Origin of the sequence: Streptomyces sp. NPDC057854 (assembly GCF_042797055.1) — a bacterium.
In the GTDB taxonomy this organism is placed as follows: domain Bacteria; phylum Actinomycetota; class Actinomycetes; order Streptomycetales; family Streptomycetaceae; genus Streptomyces.
Map to the genome: position 1 here is coordinate 219,652 of NZ_JBHVMF010000010.1, position 16,725 is coordinate 236,376.

The 16,725-nt window shown below is 72.3% G+C and carries 11 protein-coding genes and 1 pseudogene; 4 read left to right on the forward strand and 8 right to left on the reverse strand.

Features of this window, described 5'->3' with window-relative positions; all coding sequences use genetic code 11:
• Positions 1 to 10 precede the first annotated feature (10 nt).
• The 7 genes from ACFVQZ_RS17200 to ACFVQZ_RS17230 all read right to left on the reverse strand — a co-directional run bounded on the left by ACFVQZ_RS17200 (position 11) and on the right by ACFVQZ_RS17230 (position 9,470).
• Complete coding sequence (locus tag ACFVQZ_RS17200; protein ID WP_030492904.1) at positions 11 to 727, reverse strand: ABC transporter ATP-binding protein; 717 nt, start codon at positions 725 to 727, stop codon at positions 11 to 13.
• Positions 724 to 1,725 carry an ABC transporter ATP-binding protein gene (locus ACFVQZ_RS17205; protein WP_383623325.1) on the reverse strand — a complete coding sequence of 334 codons (1,002 nt, stop codon included), beginning with the start codon at positions 1,723 to 1,725 and terminating at the stop codon, positions 724 to 726. Before ACFVQZ_RS17205 ends, ACFVQZ_RS17200 begins: the two co-directional genes overlap by 4 nt.
• Positions 1,726 to 1,728: 3 nt before the next feature.
• Positions 1,729 to 3,585, reverse strand: a complete 1,857-nt coding sequence (locus ACFVQZ_RS17210; protein ID WP_383623328.1) for a branched-chain amino acid ABC transporter permease — start codon at positions 3,583 to 3,585, stop codon at positions 1,729 to 1,731.
• Positions 3,582 to 4,511, reverse strand: a complete 930-nt coding sequence (locus ACFVQZ_RS17215) for a branched-chain amino acid ABC transporter permease (RefSeq protein WP_030492901.1) — start codon at positions 4,509 to 4,511, stop codon at positions 3,582 to 3,584. Before ACFVQZ_RS17215 ends, ACFVQZ_RS17210 begins: the two co-directional genes overlap by 4 nt.
• 107 nt (positions 4,512 to 4,618) lie before the next feature.
• Complete coding sequence (locus ACFVQZ_RS17220) at positions 4,619 to 5,863, reverse strand: branched-chain amino acid ABC transporter substrate-binding protein (RefSeq protein WP_030492900.1); 1,245 nt, start codon at positions 5,861 to 5,863, stop codon at positions 4,619 to 4,621.
• A gap of 750 nt (positions 5,864 to 6,613) precedes the next feature.
• Complete coding sequence (locus ACFVQZ_RS17225) at positions 6,614 to 7,117, reverse strand: hotdog fold thioesterase (protein ID WP_036413751.1); 504 nt, start codon at positions 7,115 to 7,117, stop codon at positions 6,614 to 6,616.
• Between the two features lie 64 nt (positions 7,118 to 7,181).
• Positions 7,182 to 9,470 (reverse strand): FdhF/YdeP family oxidoreductase, encoded by a 2,289-nt coding sequence (locus ACFVQZ_RS17230; protein ID WP_030492898.1) that lies wholly within the window; start codon positions 9,468 to 9,470, stop codon positions 7,182 to 7,184.
• A 134-nt stretch (positions 9,471 to 9,604) separates the two neighbouring features.
• Between ACFVQZ_RS17230 and polA the strand changes: the two genes are divergently transcribed.
• Positions 9,605 to 12,316 carry a DNA polymerase I gene (gene polA / locus ACFVQZ_RS17235; protein WP_383623334.1) on the forward strand — a complete coding sequence of 904 codons (2,712 nt, stop codon included), beginning with the start codon at positions 9,605 to 9,607 and terminating at the stop codon, positions 12,314 to 12,316.
• 486 nt (positions 12,317 to 12,802) lie between these two features.
• Positions 12,803 to 13,132, forward strand: a pseudogene (locus ACFVQZ_RS17240) (serine hydrolase); the annotation flags it as partial.
• A gap of 157 nt (positions 13,133 to 13,289) precedes the next feature.
• On the opposite strand, the gene ACFVQZ_RS17245 reads toward ACFVQZ_RS17240, so the two are convergent.
• Positions 13,290 to 14,246 carry a DUF4184 family protein gene (locus ACFVQZ_RS17245; protein WP_383623337.1) on the reverse strand — a complete coding sequence of 319 codons (957 nt, stop codon included), beginning with the start codon at positions 14,244 to 14,246 and terminating at the stop codon, positions 13,290 to 13,292.
• A gap of 254 nt (positions 14,247 to 14,500) precedes the next feature.
• Between ACFVQZ_RS17245 and ACFVQZ_RS17250 the strand changes: the two genes are divergently transcribed.
• Positions 14,501 to 16,414, forward strand: coding sequence for a lytic murein transglycosylase (locus ACFVQZ_RS17250; protein ID WP_383623340.1), 1,914 nt, complete (start codon positions 14,501 to 14,503; stop codon positions 16,412 to 16,414).
• A gap of 168 nt (positions 16,415 to 16,582) precedes the next feature.
• The gene (locus ACFVQZ_RS17255; protein ID WP_107049178.1) at positions 16,583 to 16,723 is read left to right on the forward strand and encodes an SPW_0924 family protein; all 141 of its coding nucleotides are present in this window, start codon (positions 16,583 to 16,585) and stop codon (positions 16,721 to 16,723) included.
• Positions 16,724 to 16,725 lie beyond the last annotated feature (2 nt).

Sequence of the window (16,725 nt, forward strand, 5' to 3'; positions counted from 1 at the left end):
CGCCCGGGGATCAGTCCTCGCCGAGGTACGCCTTGCGGACGGACTCGTCGTGCAGGAGGTCGCCGCCCGTGCCGGACAGCACGATCTTGCCGATCTCCATGACGTGACCGTGGTCCGCGAGCGCCAGCGCGGCCTGGGCGTTCTGCTCGACGAGCAGGATCGTGGTGCCCTGGGCCTTCAGCTCGGCGATGGTCGCCATGATCTTCTGCATCATGATCGGGGAGAGGCCCATGGAGGGCTCGTCGAGCATGAGCAGCTTGGGCTGGGACATCAGCGCCCGGCCCATGGCGAGCATCTGCTGCTCGCCGCCGGAGAGCGTGCCGGCGGCCTGCTTGCGACGCTCGCCCAGGATCGGGAAGAGGTCGTAGGCGCGCTGGACGTCCTTGGCGATGCCGGCGGAGTCCTTCCGGAGGAAGGCGCCGAGGAGCAGGTTCTCCTCGATCGTCATGCGCGGGAAGATGTGCCGGCCCTCGGGGGAGTGGGCGAGCCCCAGCGAGACGATCTTGTGGGCGGGGATCTTGCGGAGGGACTTGCCCTCGAACTTGATCTGGCCGCCGACCGGCTTGAGGAGCCCGGAGAGGGTCCGCAGGGTGGTGGTCTTCCCGGCGCCGTTGGTGCCGATGAGGGTGACGACCTCGCCGGCGTCCACGGAGAAGGAGATGCCCTTGACGGCCTCGATCTTTCCGTAGGCGACGCGCAGGTCCTCGACTTCGAGCAGTGCGGTCATGCGTCGTTCTCCTTGCCCGGAGCGGCGTCCTTCGCGGTCTTGGCCGCGTCCGCCGGGGTGTCGTCCTCGGCCGGGGTGTCCTCCGCCGGGGCCTCGTCGTCCGCGGGGGCGTCGTCCTCCGGAGCCTCATCCGCCGGAGCCGCTGCCGCCGGGGCGTCGGCCTTCGGGGCGTCGGCCTTCGGCGTCTCCTCGATCGGCTCGCCGAGGTACGCGGCGATGACCCGCTCGTCGCTCTGGACGGTCTGGCTGTCGCCCTCGATCAGCTTCTGGCCCTGCACGAGCACGGCGACCCGGTCGCACAGGTTGAAGATGAAGCGCATGTCGTGCTCGATGACGAGCACGGCGATGCCCATGTCCCGGATGGCGAAGATGAGTTCCTCGGCCGCCCGGGTCTCCTGCGGGTTCATGCCGGCGGTGGGCTCGTCCAGCAGGATCAGGCCGGGGTCGCTGGCGAGCGCGCGGGCGATCTCCAGCTTGCGCTGCTCGCCGTACGGCAGGTTCTTGGAGAGCAGCTGCGCCTTGTGCGCGAGGCCGACGAACTCCAGGAGTTCCATCGCGCGCTTCTCGGAGGCCGCCTCGGCCTTCTTGAAGCCCGGGCCGCGCAGCAGGGCGGACCAGAGGCCCTCCTTGGTGCGGGTGTGCCTGCCGACGAGCACGTTCTCCAGGACCGTCATGTTGTTGAAGAGACGGATGTTCTGGAAGGTACGGGCGATGCCGGCGGCGGTGACCTTGAAGGACTTCGGCGGCAGCACCTGGCCCTTGTAGCGGACCTCGCCCTCGGTGGGCACGTACAGACCGGTGAGGCAGTTGAAGAAGGTGGTCTTGCCGGCGCCGTTCGGGCCGATCAGACCGACGATCTCGCCGCTGTTGACGGTGAGGTTCACGTCGCGGACGGCGGTCAGGCCGCCGAAGCGCATGGTGACCCCGCGCGCGTCCAGCACGGTCTCGCGGGCGGCCGGCTCCGGGGCGGCCTCGGCCTTGGTGGTGGTCGTCGTCATGGTTCAGGCACCTGCCTTGGCGGGCGTCGCAGCCGGCGCGTTGTCGTCGTCGTGCTCGTGGAACTCCAGCTGACGGCGCTTGTCCGCGATGATGCCCTCCGGACGGAAGCGCATGATCAGCACGAGCGCGACACCGAAGGCGAAGAGCTGGTACTCGCCCATGAACTGGAGCTTGTTCGGGATGAGGAACAGCAGGGCCGCGCCGACCAGCGGGCCGCTCATCGTGCCCATGCCGCCGAGGACGACGGCCGCGAGCAGGAACGCGGAGTTGGGCGGGATGGGTCCGGCGAAGAGGTACTGCTCCGGGGTCACCGTGTAGGTGACGTGGGCCTGCACCGTACCGGCGAGGCCGGCCAGGCCGGCGCCGAGCGCGAAGGCGATCAGCTTCACGCGGAAGCCGTTGATGCCCATCGCGAGCGCGGCGGTCTCGTCCTCGCGGATCGCCACCCAGGCGCGGCCGATGCGGGAGTCGCCGGAGCGCCGGAAGACCAGCACGACGACCGCCGTGATCAGCAGCATCAGGAAGAAGTAGTTGGCGAAGCGGCCGATGGTGAAGCCGGCGATGGTGTGCGGCTGGCCGAAGTCGAACCCGAAGAGGTTCAGGTTCGGGATGGACGCGATGCCGTTGGAGCCGTTGGTGATGTCGGGGCCGGAGGTGCCGTCGGTGTTCATCACGGTGATGCGGAAGATCTCACCGAAGCCGAGCGTCACGATGGCGAGGTAGTCGCCGCGCAGCCGGAGGGTCGGGGCGCCGATCAGGACGCCGAAGACCACCGAGGCCGCGGCGCCGACGAGGATCGCCGCCCAGAAGGGGAAGTGGACGCCGAAGGGCGAGGTCGGGGCGCCCGAGACGAGGGCCGCCGCGTAGGCGCCGACGCCGAGGAAGGCGACGTAGCCGAGGTCGAGGAGGCCGGCGAGGCCGACGACGATGTTCAGGCCCAGGGCGACCGTGGCGAAGATCAGGATGTAGACGCCGAGCGTCGCGTACTGGTCGTCGGTCTGGGTGAAGGGGAAGAGCGCGGCGGCGATGAACGCGCCGGCGATCGACAGGTTCTGGTGCTTCGCGGTGAGCTGGGTGGCCTGCTTGAGCAGACCGGAGGCGCTGACCGCGGCGAAGCCGAGGCCGGCCGTGATCAGGAAGCCGAGGAACAACTCGTCGTACTCGGTGCCGATGCCGTACGTGAAGACGCTGAGCGCCAGGCCGAGGACGACGGCGATGATCAGGATCTCGACGGCGGACGGCAGCGGCGGGAGCTTCTTCACCGGGCGCGGGGCGGCGAAGGCGGCCTTGACCGTGGCCCACTTGTTGCGGCGGCGCTGGGTGAACTGGTCCCAGGCGGTGTCCTCCGGGTCGACCGGCAGCACGGTCGGGTGGGTGAAGGGCAGGGCCAGGGCGGCGATCAGGGTGACGAGGGTGGCCACGGCGAGGACGACGCCGCCGGGCTCCAGGTTGACCAGGCCGCCGAGCTGGACGCTGATCGCGATGACGGTGAACCAGGCGGTGCCGAAGGAGGCCAGCGCGGCGAACTTGACGGCGCCGTCGGCGCCGGCCGGGGTCAGCCAGCCGAGCCCCTTGATCCCGTAGGAGGAGAGGGCGAAGAGGACGGTGAGCAGTCCGGTCACCAGCACCTGGAGCTGGAGGCCGGCCGGGTAGCCGTACACGGTGAGGTCGCCGGGGAAGCTGGAGTCCCAGGTCCAGGAGAGGAAGCAGCTCGCGACGGTGAGGACGGCGCCGCCGAGGACGGTGGCGCGGGCGGCCCGCTCGGGGAGGAAGCCGATCAGGCCGCGGTGGGCGGTCTTCACGGTCTCGTCGGCGGCGGGTGCCTGGGGGTTCTCGGAGATGGTGGTCATGGTGCTCACGCCCTGTCCGCGACGCGCTCGCCGAGCAGGCCCTGCGGCCTGGCGAGGAGGACGACGATGAGGAGTACGAAGGCCCAGACGTTGGCCCAGGACTGGCCGCCGAGCTGCTCCATACCGGGGATCTGGTCGACGTAGGCGGTCGCCAGGGTCTCGGCGACGCCGAGGACGAGGCCGCCGATCATGGCGCCGTAGATGTTGCCGATGCCGCCGAGGACGGCGGCGGTGAACGCCTTGAGTCCGAGGAGGAAGCCCATCTTGTAGTCGACGACGCCGTACTTGAGGCCGTACGCGACGGCGCCGACGGCGGCGAACACGGCGCCGAGGGCGAACGCGATCACGATGATCCGGTCGGTGTTGACGCCCATGAGCTTGGCGGTGTCCGGGTCCTGCGCGGTGGCCTGCATGCCGCGTCCGGTGCGGGTGCGCATGACGAAGAAGGCGAGGAAGGCCATGCAGATCGGGGCGGCGATCACCAGGAAGACGTCGCCGGTCTGGACGGTGACCGGGCCGAGCTCGATCGGGCCGCCGGGGATCTGCGGGAAGGTCCGGGCGGACTTCGCCTCCGGGTACCAGACCCAGACCGCGTACTGCAGGGCGAGGGAGAGGCCGATGGCCGTGATGAGCGGCGCGAGCCGTGGACCGCCGCGGAGCGGACGGTAGGCGAAACGTTCCGCTCCGACGGCTATGGTCGTCGCGACGATCACGGCACCGATGATCATGAGGGGCAGCGCGACCCACATGCTGGTGCCGCCGGGCAGGATGAGCCAGACCGTCAGGGCTCCGAAGCCACCGGTCATGAAGATCTCGCCATGGGCGAAGTTGATGAGCTGGACGATGCCGTAGACCATCGTGTAGCCGACGGCGACCAGCCCGTACATGGATCCCAGTAGCAGGCCGTTGACCAGCTGCTGCGGCAGTTCGTTCACCGCATTGTCCTCCGAGACTTTCGACGGATATGACACCGCGCGGGGCGCCGATGGTGTGCGGCCCCCCGCGCGGTGAAAGTGGTGCTGAGGTGGGGTGGAGCTGGGGATCAGCCGCCGAAGGTGCCGGACTTCACCGGCTTGAAGGCGCCGCCCTGGACCTGGTAGACGGTGAGCTGCTTGTTGGTGGTGTCACCGAACTCGTCGAAGGCGACCGAGCCGGTCACGCCCTCGAAGGAGACGCCCTGCAGGGCCTCGACGACCTTGGCGCGGGCGTCGTCGGGGAGCTTGCCGCCGTTGCCCTCGACGACCTTCTTGACGGCCTCGATGATCGACCAGGTCGAGTCGTAGGAGTAGCCGCCGTAGGCCTCGAAGGCCTCCTTGTAGTTCGCGGCCTTGTAGTTGGCCAGGAACTCCTTGGCGGAGTTGAGGGACTCGATCGGGGCGCCGACGGAGGTGGCGATGTCGCCCTCGGCCGCGGTGGCACCGGCGAGCTTGACGTACTCGGGGGAGAAGAGCGCGTCGCCGCCGACGACGGTGACCTTGGCGCCGGCCTCCTTGATCTGCTTGGCCAGCGGGCCGGCGGCCGGGTACTCGCCACCGTAGTAGACGACGTCGGCGCCGGAGCTCTTGACCTGGGTGGCGACCGCGGAGAAGTCCTTGGTGTCGGGGTCGATGTGCTGGGTGCCGACGACCTTGCCGCCGAGCTTCTCCCACTCGCCCTTGAAGGTGCCCGCGAGGCCGGCGCCGTAGGTCTTCTTGTCGTCGATGATGAACGCCTTGGTCTTCTTGGCGTCCTTGAAGACGTACTGGGCCGCGAACGGGCCCTGGATGGCGTCGGTGGTGGCGGTGCGGAAGTACGACTTGTAGCCGCGCTTCTTCTCGCCGGCGGCCCAGTTCGGGCCCTGGGACAGCGACGGGTTGGTGTTGGCCGGGGAGACCTGCACCAGCTTCGCGTCGTCGAAGACCTTCTGCATGGACTCGGCGACGCCGGAGTTCAGCGGGCCGACCACGCCGAGGACGGTCTTGTCGGCGACCAGCTTGGTGGCGTTCTGCTGGCCGGCGGACGGCTGGGCCTGGTCGTCCAGGGCCACCAGCTTGAAGGTGACGCCCTTGACGTACTGCTTCTTGTTGGCCGTGTTGACCGCGAGGTCGGCCGAGTTCTTGATGCCGAGGCCGAGGGCCGAGAGCTCACCGGTGAGCGGGGCGTCCAGACCGATGGTGACGGTGATGCCGCCGCCCTCGCCGGAGCCGTCGCCGCCCTTGCCCTTGTCGTCGCGCGAACCGCAGGCGGTGAGGGTGAGCGCTCCCGCGGTGACCGCGGTGGTGAGTATGAGCAACGAACGGTTTCGCACGAAGGGTCCTTTCCCTGGCGCGGCCCCCTCTGCCGAGGCGGTGCCGTGGAGCTGCGGAGCAAGAGGTGCCGTTGGTGACTGCCGGGCCGTACTGAGTGCTGGTACGAGGCCGTGCACGAGGTCGCGCCCAGTGGCGCGGTGACTGGCGGTGACTCTAGGCGCAGGTGGGGAGGGTCGGGGAGCGGCGAGTGAAGGATGTGACTGTCTTGTTATGCCGACGGGGGGAGCGGGGCTGAGAGGTCCATCCAAAACCGGGCATAGCGGCGTGTAACAAGGTGTTCACATGCTGAGAACGCCCAGTTCCGCTAAGGGGCTTGAGGGAATCTTGGTACTGACGGGAAACTTCGCCGGCTCTCCGGATATCGGACGGGGCGCCCGAACTGAGCGGACGGATGTCAAGCGCCGGACCCCTGTGGGCGCCTCCTGGCGGCGATCACGGAGCGTGACGGAAGGAGGGGTGGCGACTCGGCCGCGGGACGCCCCCCGGGTGCGGCCGGAACCCCTCGCTTTCGAACGTACCTCCGAGGCTGGGGAGTTGGGAGGGGCTGGCGTGAAACCGCCCCGGGGGGACGGCAATTGAAGCGCATGGTGACCGCGCGTCCCCTGGCGGCCCGTCACCGGGAACGCCGGAGGGGGCGGTACGCCTCCGCGTACCGCCCCCTCCGGGCGTGCTGTGCCGGTGCGCCGGCCGGTGCGGGCCCAGCGCGGGCCGGTGCCGGCTCAGATGCCGGCTCAGGCTAGGGTGCCGGCTCAGGCGCCGGCGATCTTGCCCTCCTGCGGCAGGTTGCCCGCGTCCAGCGGACCGATCTCCCGCAGCATGCAGGTCAGGCGCGCCGAGCAGACCCGGCGGCCCTCCTCGTCGCTGATGACGATCTCGTACGTCGCCGTCGACCGCCCGCGGTGCACCGGCGTCGCCACACCGGTCACCAGGCCGCTCCGGGCCCCGCGGTGGTGGGTGCAGTTCAGGTCCACGCCTACCGCGATCTTGGACGAGCCGCCGTGCAGCATCGACCCCACAGAGCCCAGCGTCTCCGCGAGCACGGCCGAGGCGCCGCCGTGCAGCAGCCCGTACGGCTGGGTGTTGCCCTCCACCGGCATCGTGCCGACGACCCGCTCCGCCGACGCCTCCAGGATCTGCACGCCCATCCGGTTCCCGAGGTGGCCCGCCGAGAACAGCGCCGGCAGGTCCACGCCGAGCGCGGCGTACTCGTCGATGACCTCCTGCGGGAACTTCACATGCTGCTGCTCACCCATGGCCCGGCTCCGTTCGTCCTCGTACGGCTGATCCTGTCCGCCCACCCGCTCCCTGAGCAAGCGCTTAGACGGACGGTGGCGCAGATTCTTCCAGACGCACGACCACGGACTTGCTCGCGGGGGTGTTGCTGACGTCGGCCGTCGACTCCAGCGGCACCAGCACGTTCGTCTCCGGGTAGTACGCCGCCGCGCAGCCCCGCGCCGTCGGATAGTGCACCACCCGGAAACCGGGCGCCCGCCGCTCGACGCCGTCCGACCACTCGCTCACCAGATCCGCGTACTGCCCGTCCGCGAACCCCAGCGCCGCCGCGTCCTCCGGGTGCACCAGCACCACCCGCCGGCCGCCCCGGATCCCGCGGTAGCGGTCGTCCAGGCCGTAGATCGTGGTGTTGTACTGGTCGTGCGAGCGGAGCGTCTGGAGGAGTAGCCGGCCCTCCGGCACCCGCGGGTACTCCACCGGCGCCGCCGTGAAATTGGCCTTGCCGGTCTTCGTCGGGAAGCGCCGCTCGTCCCGGGGCGCGTGCGGCAGCGCGAAACCGCCGGGGTTCGCCGCCAGCCGCGCGTTGAAGTCCTCGAAACCGGGCACCACGCGCGCGATCCGGTCCCGCACCGCCGCGTAGTCCGCCTCGAACGCTTCCCACGGCGTCCGCGACCCCTCGCCCAGCACCGCCCGCGCCATCCGCGCCACGATCGCCGGCTCCGACAGCAGGTGCGGGCTCGCCGGCGGCAGGTTGCCGCGCGAGGCGTGCACCAGGCCCATCGAGTCCTCGACCGTCACGAACTGGCGGCCGCTCTTCTGCACGTCCTTGTCCGTGCGCCCCAGCGTCGGCAGGATCAGCGCCCGCCGGCCGGTCACCGCGTGCGAACGGTTCAGCTTGGTCGACACGTGCACGGTCAGCCGCGCGTTGCGCATCGCCGCCTCGGTGACCTCGGTGTCCGGGGTCGCGCCGACGAAGTTCCCGCCCATCGCGAAGAAGACCTTCGCCTCGCCGTCCCGCAGCGCCTGGATCGACCGCACCACGTCGAAGCCGTGGTGGCGCGGCGAGACGATCCCGAACTCCTTGTCCAGCGCGTCCAGGAACGCCGGCGCCGGGCGCTCGAAGATGCCCATCGTCCGGTCGCCCTGCACGTTCGAATGCCCGCGCACCGGGCACACGCCCGCGCCCGGCCGGCCGATGTTCCCCCGGAGCAGCAGCAGGTTGACCACCTCGCGGATGGTCGGCACGGAATGCTTGTGCTGGGTCAGGCCCATCGCCCAGCAGACGATCGTCCGCTCCGAGGCCAGCACCATCTCCAGCGCCCGCTCGATGTCCGCGCGGGACAGCCCCGTCGCCGCGAGCGTCTGCGTCCAGTCGGCCTCCGCGGCCGCCGCGCGGAACTCCTCGAAGCCGTGGGTGTGGTCCCGTACGAACTCCTCGTCGACGGCGCCGGGCGTCTCCAGGACCAGCTTGTTCAGCAGCCGGAAGAGGGCCTGGTCGCCGCCGATCCGGATCTGGAGGAACAGGTCGGTGAGCTTCGCGCCCTTCAGCATGCCCTGGGGGGTCTGCGGGTTCTTGAACCGCTCCAGACCCGCCTCCGGCAGCGGGTTCACCGAGATGATCCGGGCGCCCCCGGCCTTCGCCTTCTCCAGCGCCGACAGCATCCGCGGGTGGTTCGTGCCCGGGTTCTGCCCCGCCACGATGATCAGGTCCGCCCGGTGCAGGTCCTCCAGGGAGACGCTGCCCTTGCCGATGCCGATCGTCTCGGTCAGCGCCGAGCCCGAGGACTCGTGGCACATGTTCGAGCAGTCCGGCAGGTTGTTGGTGCCGAACTCGCGGGCGAAGAGCTGGAGCAGGAACGCGGCCTCGTTGCTGGTCCGGCCCGAGGTGTAGAAGAGCGCCTCGTCGGGGGAGGAGAGCGCGGTCAGCTCCTCCGCGAGGATCGCGAAGGCCCGCTCCCAGGTCACCGGCTCGTAGCGGTCGGCGCCCTCCGGCAGGTACACCGGCTGGGTGATCCGGCCCTGCTGCCCCAGCCAGTACCCGCTCTTCTCCGCCAGCTCCGCGACCGGGTGCGCGGCGAAGAACTCCGGCGTCACCCGCCGCAGCGTCGCCTCCTCGGCGACCGCCTTCGCCCCGTTCTCGCAGAACTCCGCCAGGTGCCGCTTGTCCCCCTCGGGCCAGGCGCAGCCCGGGCAGTCGAAGCCGTCCTTCTGATTGACCTTGAGGAGGGTACGCGCGGTGCGGACCGCGCCCATCTGCTCCTGCGCGATCCGCAGGGTGTGCCCGATGGCGGGCAGGCCGGCGGCGGCGTGCTGCGGCGGCGTGACCTGCGGTGCGTCCTGGACCGGGTCTCCGGCCGGCGGCTTGCTGACCATCGCGCTCTCCCTTGAGCGATCACCTGGGCGATCATCGTGCGGCGTACGTCTCCGATCCTGTCACGCGCCACCGACAGTCCGGCACCCCCGCCGGTGTGGACGGGATTGTCAGCGGTCCGTGGCAGGATCGTCGTGTGGCCGAGACAGCATCGAAGAACCCCGCAGACACCCGTCCCCGCCTGCTCCTCATGGACGGGCACTCGCTCGCGTACCGGGCGTTCTTCGCGCTGCCCGCGGAGAACTTCACCACCGCGACCGGGCAGCCCACCAACGCGATCTACGGCTTCGCGTCCATGCTGGCGAACACCCTGCGCGACGAGGCGCCCACGCACTTCGCCGTCGCGTTCGACGTGTCCCGCAAGACGTGGCGCTCGACGGAGTTCCCCGAGTACAAGGCGAACCGCTCCAAGACCCCCGACGAGTTCAAGGGGCAGGTGGAGCTGATCGGCGAACTCCTCGACGCGATGCACGCGCCGCGGTTCGCCGTCGACGGCTTCGAGGCCGACGACGTCATCGCCACCCTGGCGACCCAGGCCGAGGCCGAGGGCTTCGAGGTCCTGATCGTCACCGGCGACCGGGACTCCTTCCAGCTGGTCAGCGACCACACCACGGTGCTGTACCCCACCAAGGGCGTCTCCGAGCTGACCCGCTTCACCCCGGAGAAGGTGCAGGAGAAGTACGGCCTCAGCCCCTCCCAGTACCCCGACTTCGCGGCGCTGCGCGGCGACCCGTCGGACAACCTGCCCGGCATCCCCGGCGTCGGCGAGAAGACCGCCGCCAAGTGGATCAACCAGTTCGGCTCCTTCGCGGAGCTGGTCGAGCGCGTCGACGAGGTCAAGGGCAAGGCGGGGCAGAACCTCCGGGACCACCTGGAGTCCGTCAAGCTCAACCGCGTGCTCACCGAGATGGTCCGGGACGTCGAGCTGCCGAAGACCGTCGCCGACCTGGCCCGCGCGCCGTACGACCGCAAGGCCGTCGCCCTCTTCCTCGACACCCTGGAGATCCGCAACCCCTCGCTGCGCGAGCGCCTCCTCGCCGTCGACCCGGGCTCCGCCGAGGAGGCCGCGCCGGCCCCCGCCCCCGGCGTCGAGCTGGACTTCACCGTCCTCGGCTCCGGCGAGCTGGCGCCCTGGCTGGCCGCCCACGGCGGGCAGCCCCTCGGCGTCGCCACCGTCGACAGCTGGGCGCTGGGCACCGGCAGCGTCTCCGAGGTCGCCCTGGCCGGCCCCGGCGGCGAGGCCGCCTGGTTCGACCCGAGCGAGCTGGACGAGGCCGACGAGCGGGCCTGGTCCGCCTGGCTCGCCGACCCGGAGCGGCCGAAGGTCCTGCACAACGCCAAGGGCGCGATGCGGGTCTTCCCCGAGCACGGCTGGAGCGTCGCCGGCGTCACCATGGACACCGCGCTCGCCGCGTACCTGGTCAAGCCCGGCCGCCGCTCCTTCGCGCTGGACGCCCTCTCCCTGGAGTACCTCGGCCGCGAGCTCGCCCCCGCCGCCGCCTCCGAGGGGCAGCTCGCCTTCGGCGCCGACGACCACGCCGAGGCCGAGGCGCTGATGACCCAGGCCCGCGCGGTCCTCGACCTCGGCACCGCCTTCGAGTCCAAGCTGGACGAGGTCGGCGCCCGCGGGCTGCTGCACGACGTGGAGCTGCCCACCTCCGTCCTCCTCGCCCGCCTGGAGCGGCACGGCATCGCCGCCGACCGCGACCACCTGGAGGCCATGGAGCAGCAGTTCGCCGGGGCCGTGCAGCAGGCCGTCAAGGAGGCCCACGCCTCCGTCGGCCACGAGTTCAACCTCGGCTCGCCCAAGCAGCTCCAGGAGGTCTTCTTCGGCGAGCTGAACCTCCCGAAGACCAAGAAGACCAAGACCGGCTACACCACGGACGCCGACGCGCTCGCCTGGCTGGCCGGCCAGACCGAGCACGAGCTGCCGGTCATCATGCTCCGCCACCGCGAGCAGGCCCGGCTGCGCTCCACCGTCGAGGGCCTGATCAAGACCATCGCCGCCGACGGCCGGATCCACACCACCTTCAGCCAGACCGTCGCCGCCACCGGCCGCCTCTCCTCCACCGACCCCAACCTGCAGAACGTGCCGGTGCGGACGGACGAGGGCCGCGCCATCCGGCACGGCTTCGTCGTCGGCGAGGGCTTCGAGTCCCTGATGACCGCCGACTACAGCCAGATCGAGCTGCGCGTCATGGCCCACCTCTCCGAGGACGAGGGCCTGATCGAGGCGTTCACCTCCGGCGAGGACCTGCACACCACCGTCGCCTCGCAGGTGTTCGGCGTCGAGCGGTCCGCCGTCGACGCAGAGATGCGCCGCAAGATCAAGGCGATGTCGTACGGCCTCGCCTACGGCCTGTCCGCCTTCGGCCTCTCGCAGCAGCTGAACATCGACCCGGCCGAGGCCCGCGTCCTGATGGACACCTACTTCGAGCGCTTCGGCGGGGTGCGGGACTACCTGCGCCGGGTCGTCGACGAGGCCCGCGCCACCGGCTACACCGAGACCATGCTCGGCCGCCGCCGCTACCTGCCGGACCTCAACAGCGACAACCGCCAGCGCCGCGAGGCCGCCGAGCGGATGGCGCTGAACGCCCCCATCCAGGGCACCGCCGCCGACATCGTCAAGGTCGCCATGCTGGGCGTCGACCGGGCCCTCACCGAGGCCGGCCTCACCTCCCGGATGCTCCTCCAGGTCCACGACGAAATCGTGCTCGAGATCGCCCCCGGCGAGCGCGAGCGGGTCGAGGCCCTGGTCCGCGAGCAGATGTCGGCCGCCGCCGACCTCCGCGCCCCGCTCGACGTGTCCGTCGGCGTCGGCCCGGACTGGGACTCCGCCGCGCACTGACCCCACGGCACTCCCCGTGCCGCTCCACCGGTGGCCGCACCCCCGCGACGGGGTGCGGCCACCGGCGTGTGCGCCAGGTGGAGCAGCCGGAGGGCGGGCCGACGGGGGCGCTCCCGAGACTGGGGTGTGATCATCATCCGCCGCCCCCGGCTGTGCGGCTGGGCCCTGTGCGGCGCCCTGCTCGGCACCCTCGCCGCCGCCCTGCCCGCCGAGGCGCAGCGGGCGCCCGCCGTCTGCTCCTCGACCCGCGATCCGGCCCTCGCCGCCCGGCTCTCCCGGGACATCGCCGCCGCGCTCGACGGCCGCGCCGGCATGGTCGCCGTCGCCGTCCACGACCCCGCGCGCGGCCTGCGCTGCCGGCTCGGCGACACCCGGCCGTACGACGCCGCCAGCGTCGCCAAGGTCCTGATCATGCACGCCGTCCTCGGCCGCGCCGCGGAGCTCGGCCGGGCGCCCACGGCCCTGGAGTCGCAGCGCCTGGAGGCGATGATCACCCGTTCCGACAACGACGCGGCCGGCGCGCTCTGGCGGGGCCTCTCCCGCGCCCGCCTCGACCGCGTCCTGCGCGAGGCCGGTGCCCGCGACACCGTCCCCGGCCACGACCGCTACTGGGGCCTCACCCGCACCACCGCCCGCGACCAGCTCGCCCTGCTCGCCGCCGTCTCCCGCCACCCCCGGGCCCTCACCCTCATGGGCCGGGTCGTGGCGAGCCAGGCGTGGGGCGTCACCGCCGGCGCGCCCCGCACGGTGAGGGTGCACCTCAAGAACGGCTGGCTGCCCCGCGCCACCCACGGCTGGCGCGTCCACAGTGTCGGCATCGTCCGCGGTACGGGCTCCGCCGCGCGGACCGTCGACTACCGGATGGCCCTCCTCAGCCACGACCAGCCGTCCATGGCGACGGGCGTCCGCACCCTGGAGCGGGTCGCCGCCGCCGTCCACCGCCGGCTCTCCGGCACCCCCGCCGCCCGCGGCTTCACCCCGGAGTCCCGGATCGGCGAACACCCGGACGGGAGCGCTCCGTGCGGCCGGCCGGGTCTCCTTCCGCCGACGCCTCCGGACCAGGGACGGGCGCCGCTCCCGGACCTCGCCGCCGGGCGGCTTCCGAACCTCGCCGCCGGGCCGCCCCCGGGCCTCGTAGCCGGGCGGCGAGCCCGTACAGCAGCAGTCCCGCGAAGAGCCCCGCGCCCGCCCCGAAACAGGCGGTCGGGATGATGTCGAGGGGGTTCTCGATCCGGTCCCAGCCCCAGTACGCCGCCCAGCGCAGCACCCGGTGCGCGATCCCGGCCAGCACGCAGCCCCCGATGAGCAGCAGCGCCGCCCGCCGCCCGCGCCGCCCCGGCACGGGCACGTCGGCGGACGCCCGCGTCCCGGCCGGCACCGACCGCAGCGCCCGGGCCGTGAACCAGCCGAGCAGCCCCAGCGCCAGCGCCGAACCCCCGTACTGCGCGTACAGGTAGACCGGGAACCCGGCCACGACCTCCGCCAGGAACGGGAGGGTCCGGGTGCCCCACCGGTCGATGTGGGTGAAGGTGTCCCAGACGACGTGCGTGGCCGCGCCGATCGCCGCCGACCCGGCGAACGCCAGGGCCAGCGCGGCCGGGTGCCGCCCGCGCCACGGCCGGCCGCGCACCACCGAGTGCACCGGCCCGCGCCACCGCTCCGGCAGCAGCCCCACCAGCGGCTCACGGACCGTCAGCCAGAGCCCCACCAGGACGGCGGCGAGGAGCACGTCGACGGTGACGATCCCGGCGGGGGAGTGGGTCACGTCCCCGAACTCCATCGCCCCGGGCAGCGCCGTCGCCGCGTAGTAGGTGAGGTCCGGTGCGAAGCTGCCGGCGACCAGGGCGGAGGCGACGAGCGGTCCGCGCGCCGTGCCGTCCCGCCGCAGTCCGGGCAGGACGGCGGCGGCGTGGCTCAAGGTGAAGGGCACGGAGGGAACCTCCCGGTCGTACGGATGATCGGCCCGCACGACAAGAGGTACCGCGCCGCCCGCGCGGTTCCCCGCCGGCCTCCCGGACCCCGGAGTGCGGACCTCCGTGTCCGGCCACCGGGAGACCAAGGGGTGACGAAAGCGTGAAACCCGGTCAGCTGCTGGTGTTCTGTGTTACGGACATCGCATAGGGTCGCCTGAGGCCACGCGCGGGGAGCGTGCGGCCGCAGTCGATCCGGGGAGGGGAGCACGGTATGGCAGCGCAATTCGGCCGCCGCCTGCGCAGGGGCGCCACGAGTGGAGCGATCGTGGCGGCCGCGGTCGCGGCGCTCGCCGCGTCGCAGGGTCCGGGAGCGATCCCGCCGCCGACCGACAACCTCAACGGCGACCAGGCGATCGGCGCCGGCGACGCCACCAGCCCGGCCGGCGGCGTCAACGGCGGCTCGGCGACCGGCGACTCGCCGTACTACACCGACCTGCCGCCGCTGAACCCGCCGAACCTGCCCGGCATGCTGCCGGTCTCGCCGCAGCTGCCGGTCGTCACCGGCCCCGCCGCGGCCGGCATACCCGCGACGGTGCTCGCCGCCTACCGCCGCGCCGAGGCGTCGGTTCGGGCCACCGACCCCACCTGCAACCTGCCGTGGCAGCTCCTCGCCGGCATCGGCAAGGTCGAGTCCGGCCAGGCCCGCGGCGGCCGGGTCGACGGCAACGGCACCACCCTCTCCCCGATCCTCGGCCCGGTCCTCAACGGCGTCGGCTTCGCCAACATCTCCGACACCGACGACGGCGCCTTCGACGGCGACACCACCCACGACCGCGCCGTCGGCCCCATGCAGTTCATCCCGTCCACCTGGGCCTCCTGGGGCCAGGACGCCAACGGCGACGGGAAGAAGGACCCCAACAACATCTACGACGCCGCCCAGGCCGCCGGCATGTACCTGTGCGCCGGGGACCGGAACCTGGCCATCAAGGCCGACCTCGACCGGGCGATCCTCAGCTACAACCGCTCCACCGAGTACCTCAACACCGTCCTCTCCTGGTTCGACTACTACGGACGCGGCGCCCACACCGTCCCGGACGGCACCGGCGTCCTCCCGGTCGACCGCAGCGACCGGCCGACCGGCGGCAGGCCCGTCCGTCCGTCCGGCCCCGACCCGACCGGCTCCCCGTCCCCGAGCACCGGCCCGTCCCAGGGCAAGCCGTCGACGAAGCCCACCGAGCCGGCCCCGACGACACCGCCGACGTCGCCCACGCCGTCGCCGAAGCCCACCCAGCCGACCCGGCCGTCGAACCCGCCGACCACCGACCCGGCCCGCCCGCCGGCCGGCAAGCCCGTCGAGGTCCCGCCGACGCTCCGGGTCTCCCGCCTCACGCCCGGCACGGCGGCGCTGACCGCGGTCACCGACAGCACCTTCGCGCAGGCCGCGACCGTCACCGCCGTGGACACCGCGGGCCGCCCGGTCGCCGGCGTCAGCGTCCGCTTCGAGCTGCCCGCCACCACCGACGCCCGCTTCCCCGCCGGCGCCACCACGGTCACCGTCACCTCGGACGCGCGGGGCGTCGCCAAGGCCCCCGCCCTCCGCGCCGGCGCGAAGGCCGGGTCCTTCACCCTCCGCGCCACCGTCCCCGGCCGCTCCCTGCCGGCCGCCGAACTGAAGGCGACCGTCGAGGTCCGCAAGGCCGACGCCCTCGCCCGGATCGGCGACACCGCCCTGACCGCCCGCACCGGCGCCGGCTACGGCCCCGTCACCGTCGAGGCCCGCCTCGCCGGCGCGCTCGCCGCCGGCGTCACCGTCACCGCGGTGGTCGCCGACTCGACGGCCGCGGCGACCCAGAGCGCCGACGGCCCGTCCTTCGGCAAGGACCCCGCGGGCAACCCGATCCGCACCAAGGTCGTGAAGACCGACTCCCAGGGCCGCCTGACCCTCACCGACCTCGTGGCCGGCGAGAAGGCCGGCGAGTACGTCCTCTGGCTCACCGCGCCCGGCGGCGGCACCCTGAAGCTCACGCTCACCGTCACCGCCCCGGCCCCCACCCAGCCGCCCACGACCGAGCCGACCCCGGACCCGGCCCCGACGACCGACCCCACGCCCAGCACGCCGGAGTCCACGACGGCCTCAGCGACCCCGTCGGCGGCCCCCTCCACGAGCCCGTCGTCCACCGGCTGACCACCCGCACCACCCCTCCTCCGCGCCGCCCCCGCCGCGTCCCTCCCGGGACGCCGGGGGCGGCCCGCGTTTCACCCCGTCCCGCCACGAGCTGTTCTCATCTCACGGTCGCGTTGCTACGGTGCCCCCTCCCTGACGGCCCATCAGTTAACTTGCCGGGAGGCCGACATGCGCGCCCTCGTCGCCGCAGCCATCGGACTCGTACCCGTCCTCCTCTTCGTCCTGCTCGTCTCCGTGGTCGACCTGCCGCCCGACGGCCCCACCTCGCCCCGCCCCCTGCTCACCGCCGACCCCGGCCCGAAGAAGTAGGG

Bases quoted from the DNA above. Each gene is read 5' to 3' on its own strand.
- ACFVQZ_RS17200 (WP_030492904.1), bottom strand. From the start codon at position 727: ATGACCGCACTGCTCGAAGTCGAGGACCTGCGCGTCGCCTACGGAAAG.
- ACFVQZ_RS17205 (WP_383623325.1), bottom strand. From the start codon at position 1,725: ATGACGACGACCACCACCAAGGCCGAGGCCGCCCCGGAGCCGGCCGCC.
- ACFVQZ_RS17225 (WP_036413751.1), bottom strand. From the start codon at position 7,117: ATGGGTGAGCAGCAGCATGTGAAGTTCCCGCAGGAGGTCATCGACGAG.
- ACFVQZ_RS17230 (WP_030492898.1), bottom strand. From the start codon at position 9,470: ATGGTCAGCAAGCCGCCGGCCGGAGACCCGGTCCAGGACGCACCGCAG.
- ACFVQZ_RS17250 (WP_383623340.1), top strand. From the start codon at position 14,501: ATGGCAGCGCAATTCGGCCGCCGCCTGCGCAGGGGCGCCACGAGTGGA.
- ACFVQZ_RS17255 (WP_107049178.1), top strand. From the start codon at position 16,583: ATGCGCGCCCTCGTCGCCGCAGCCATCGGACTCGTACCCGTCCTCCTC.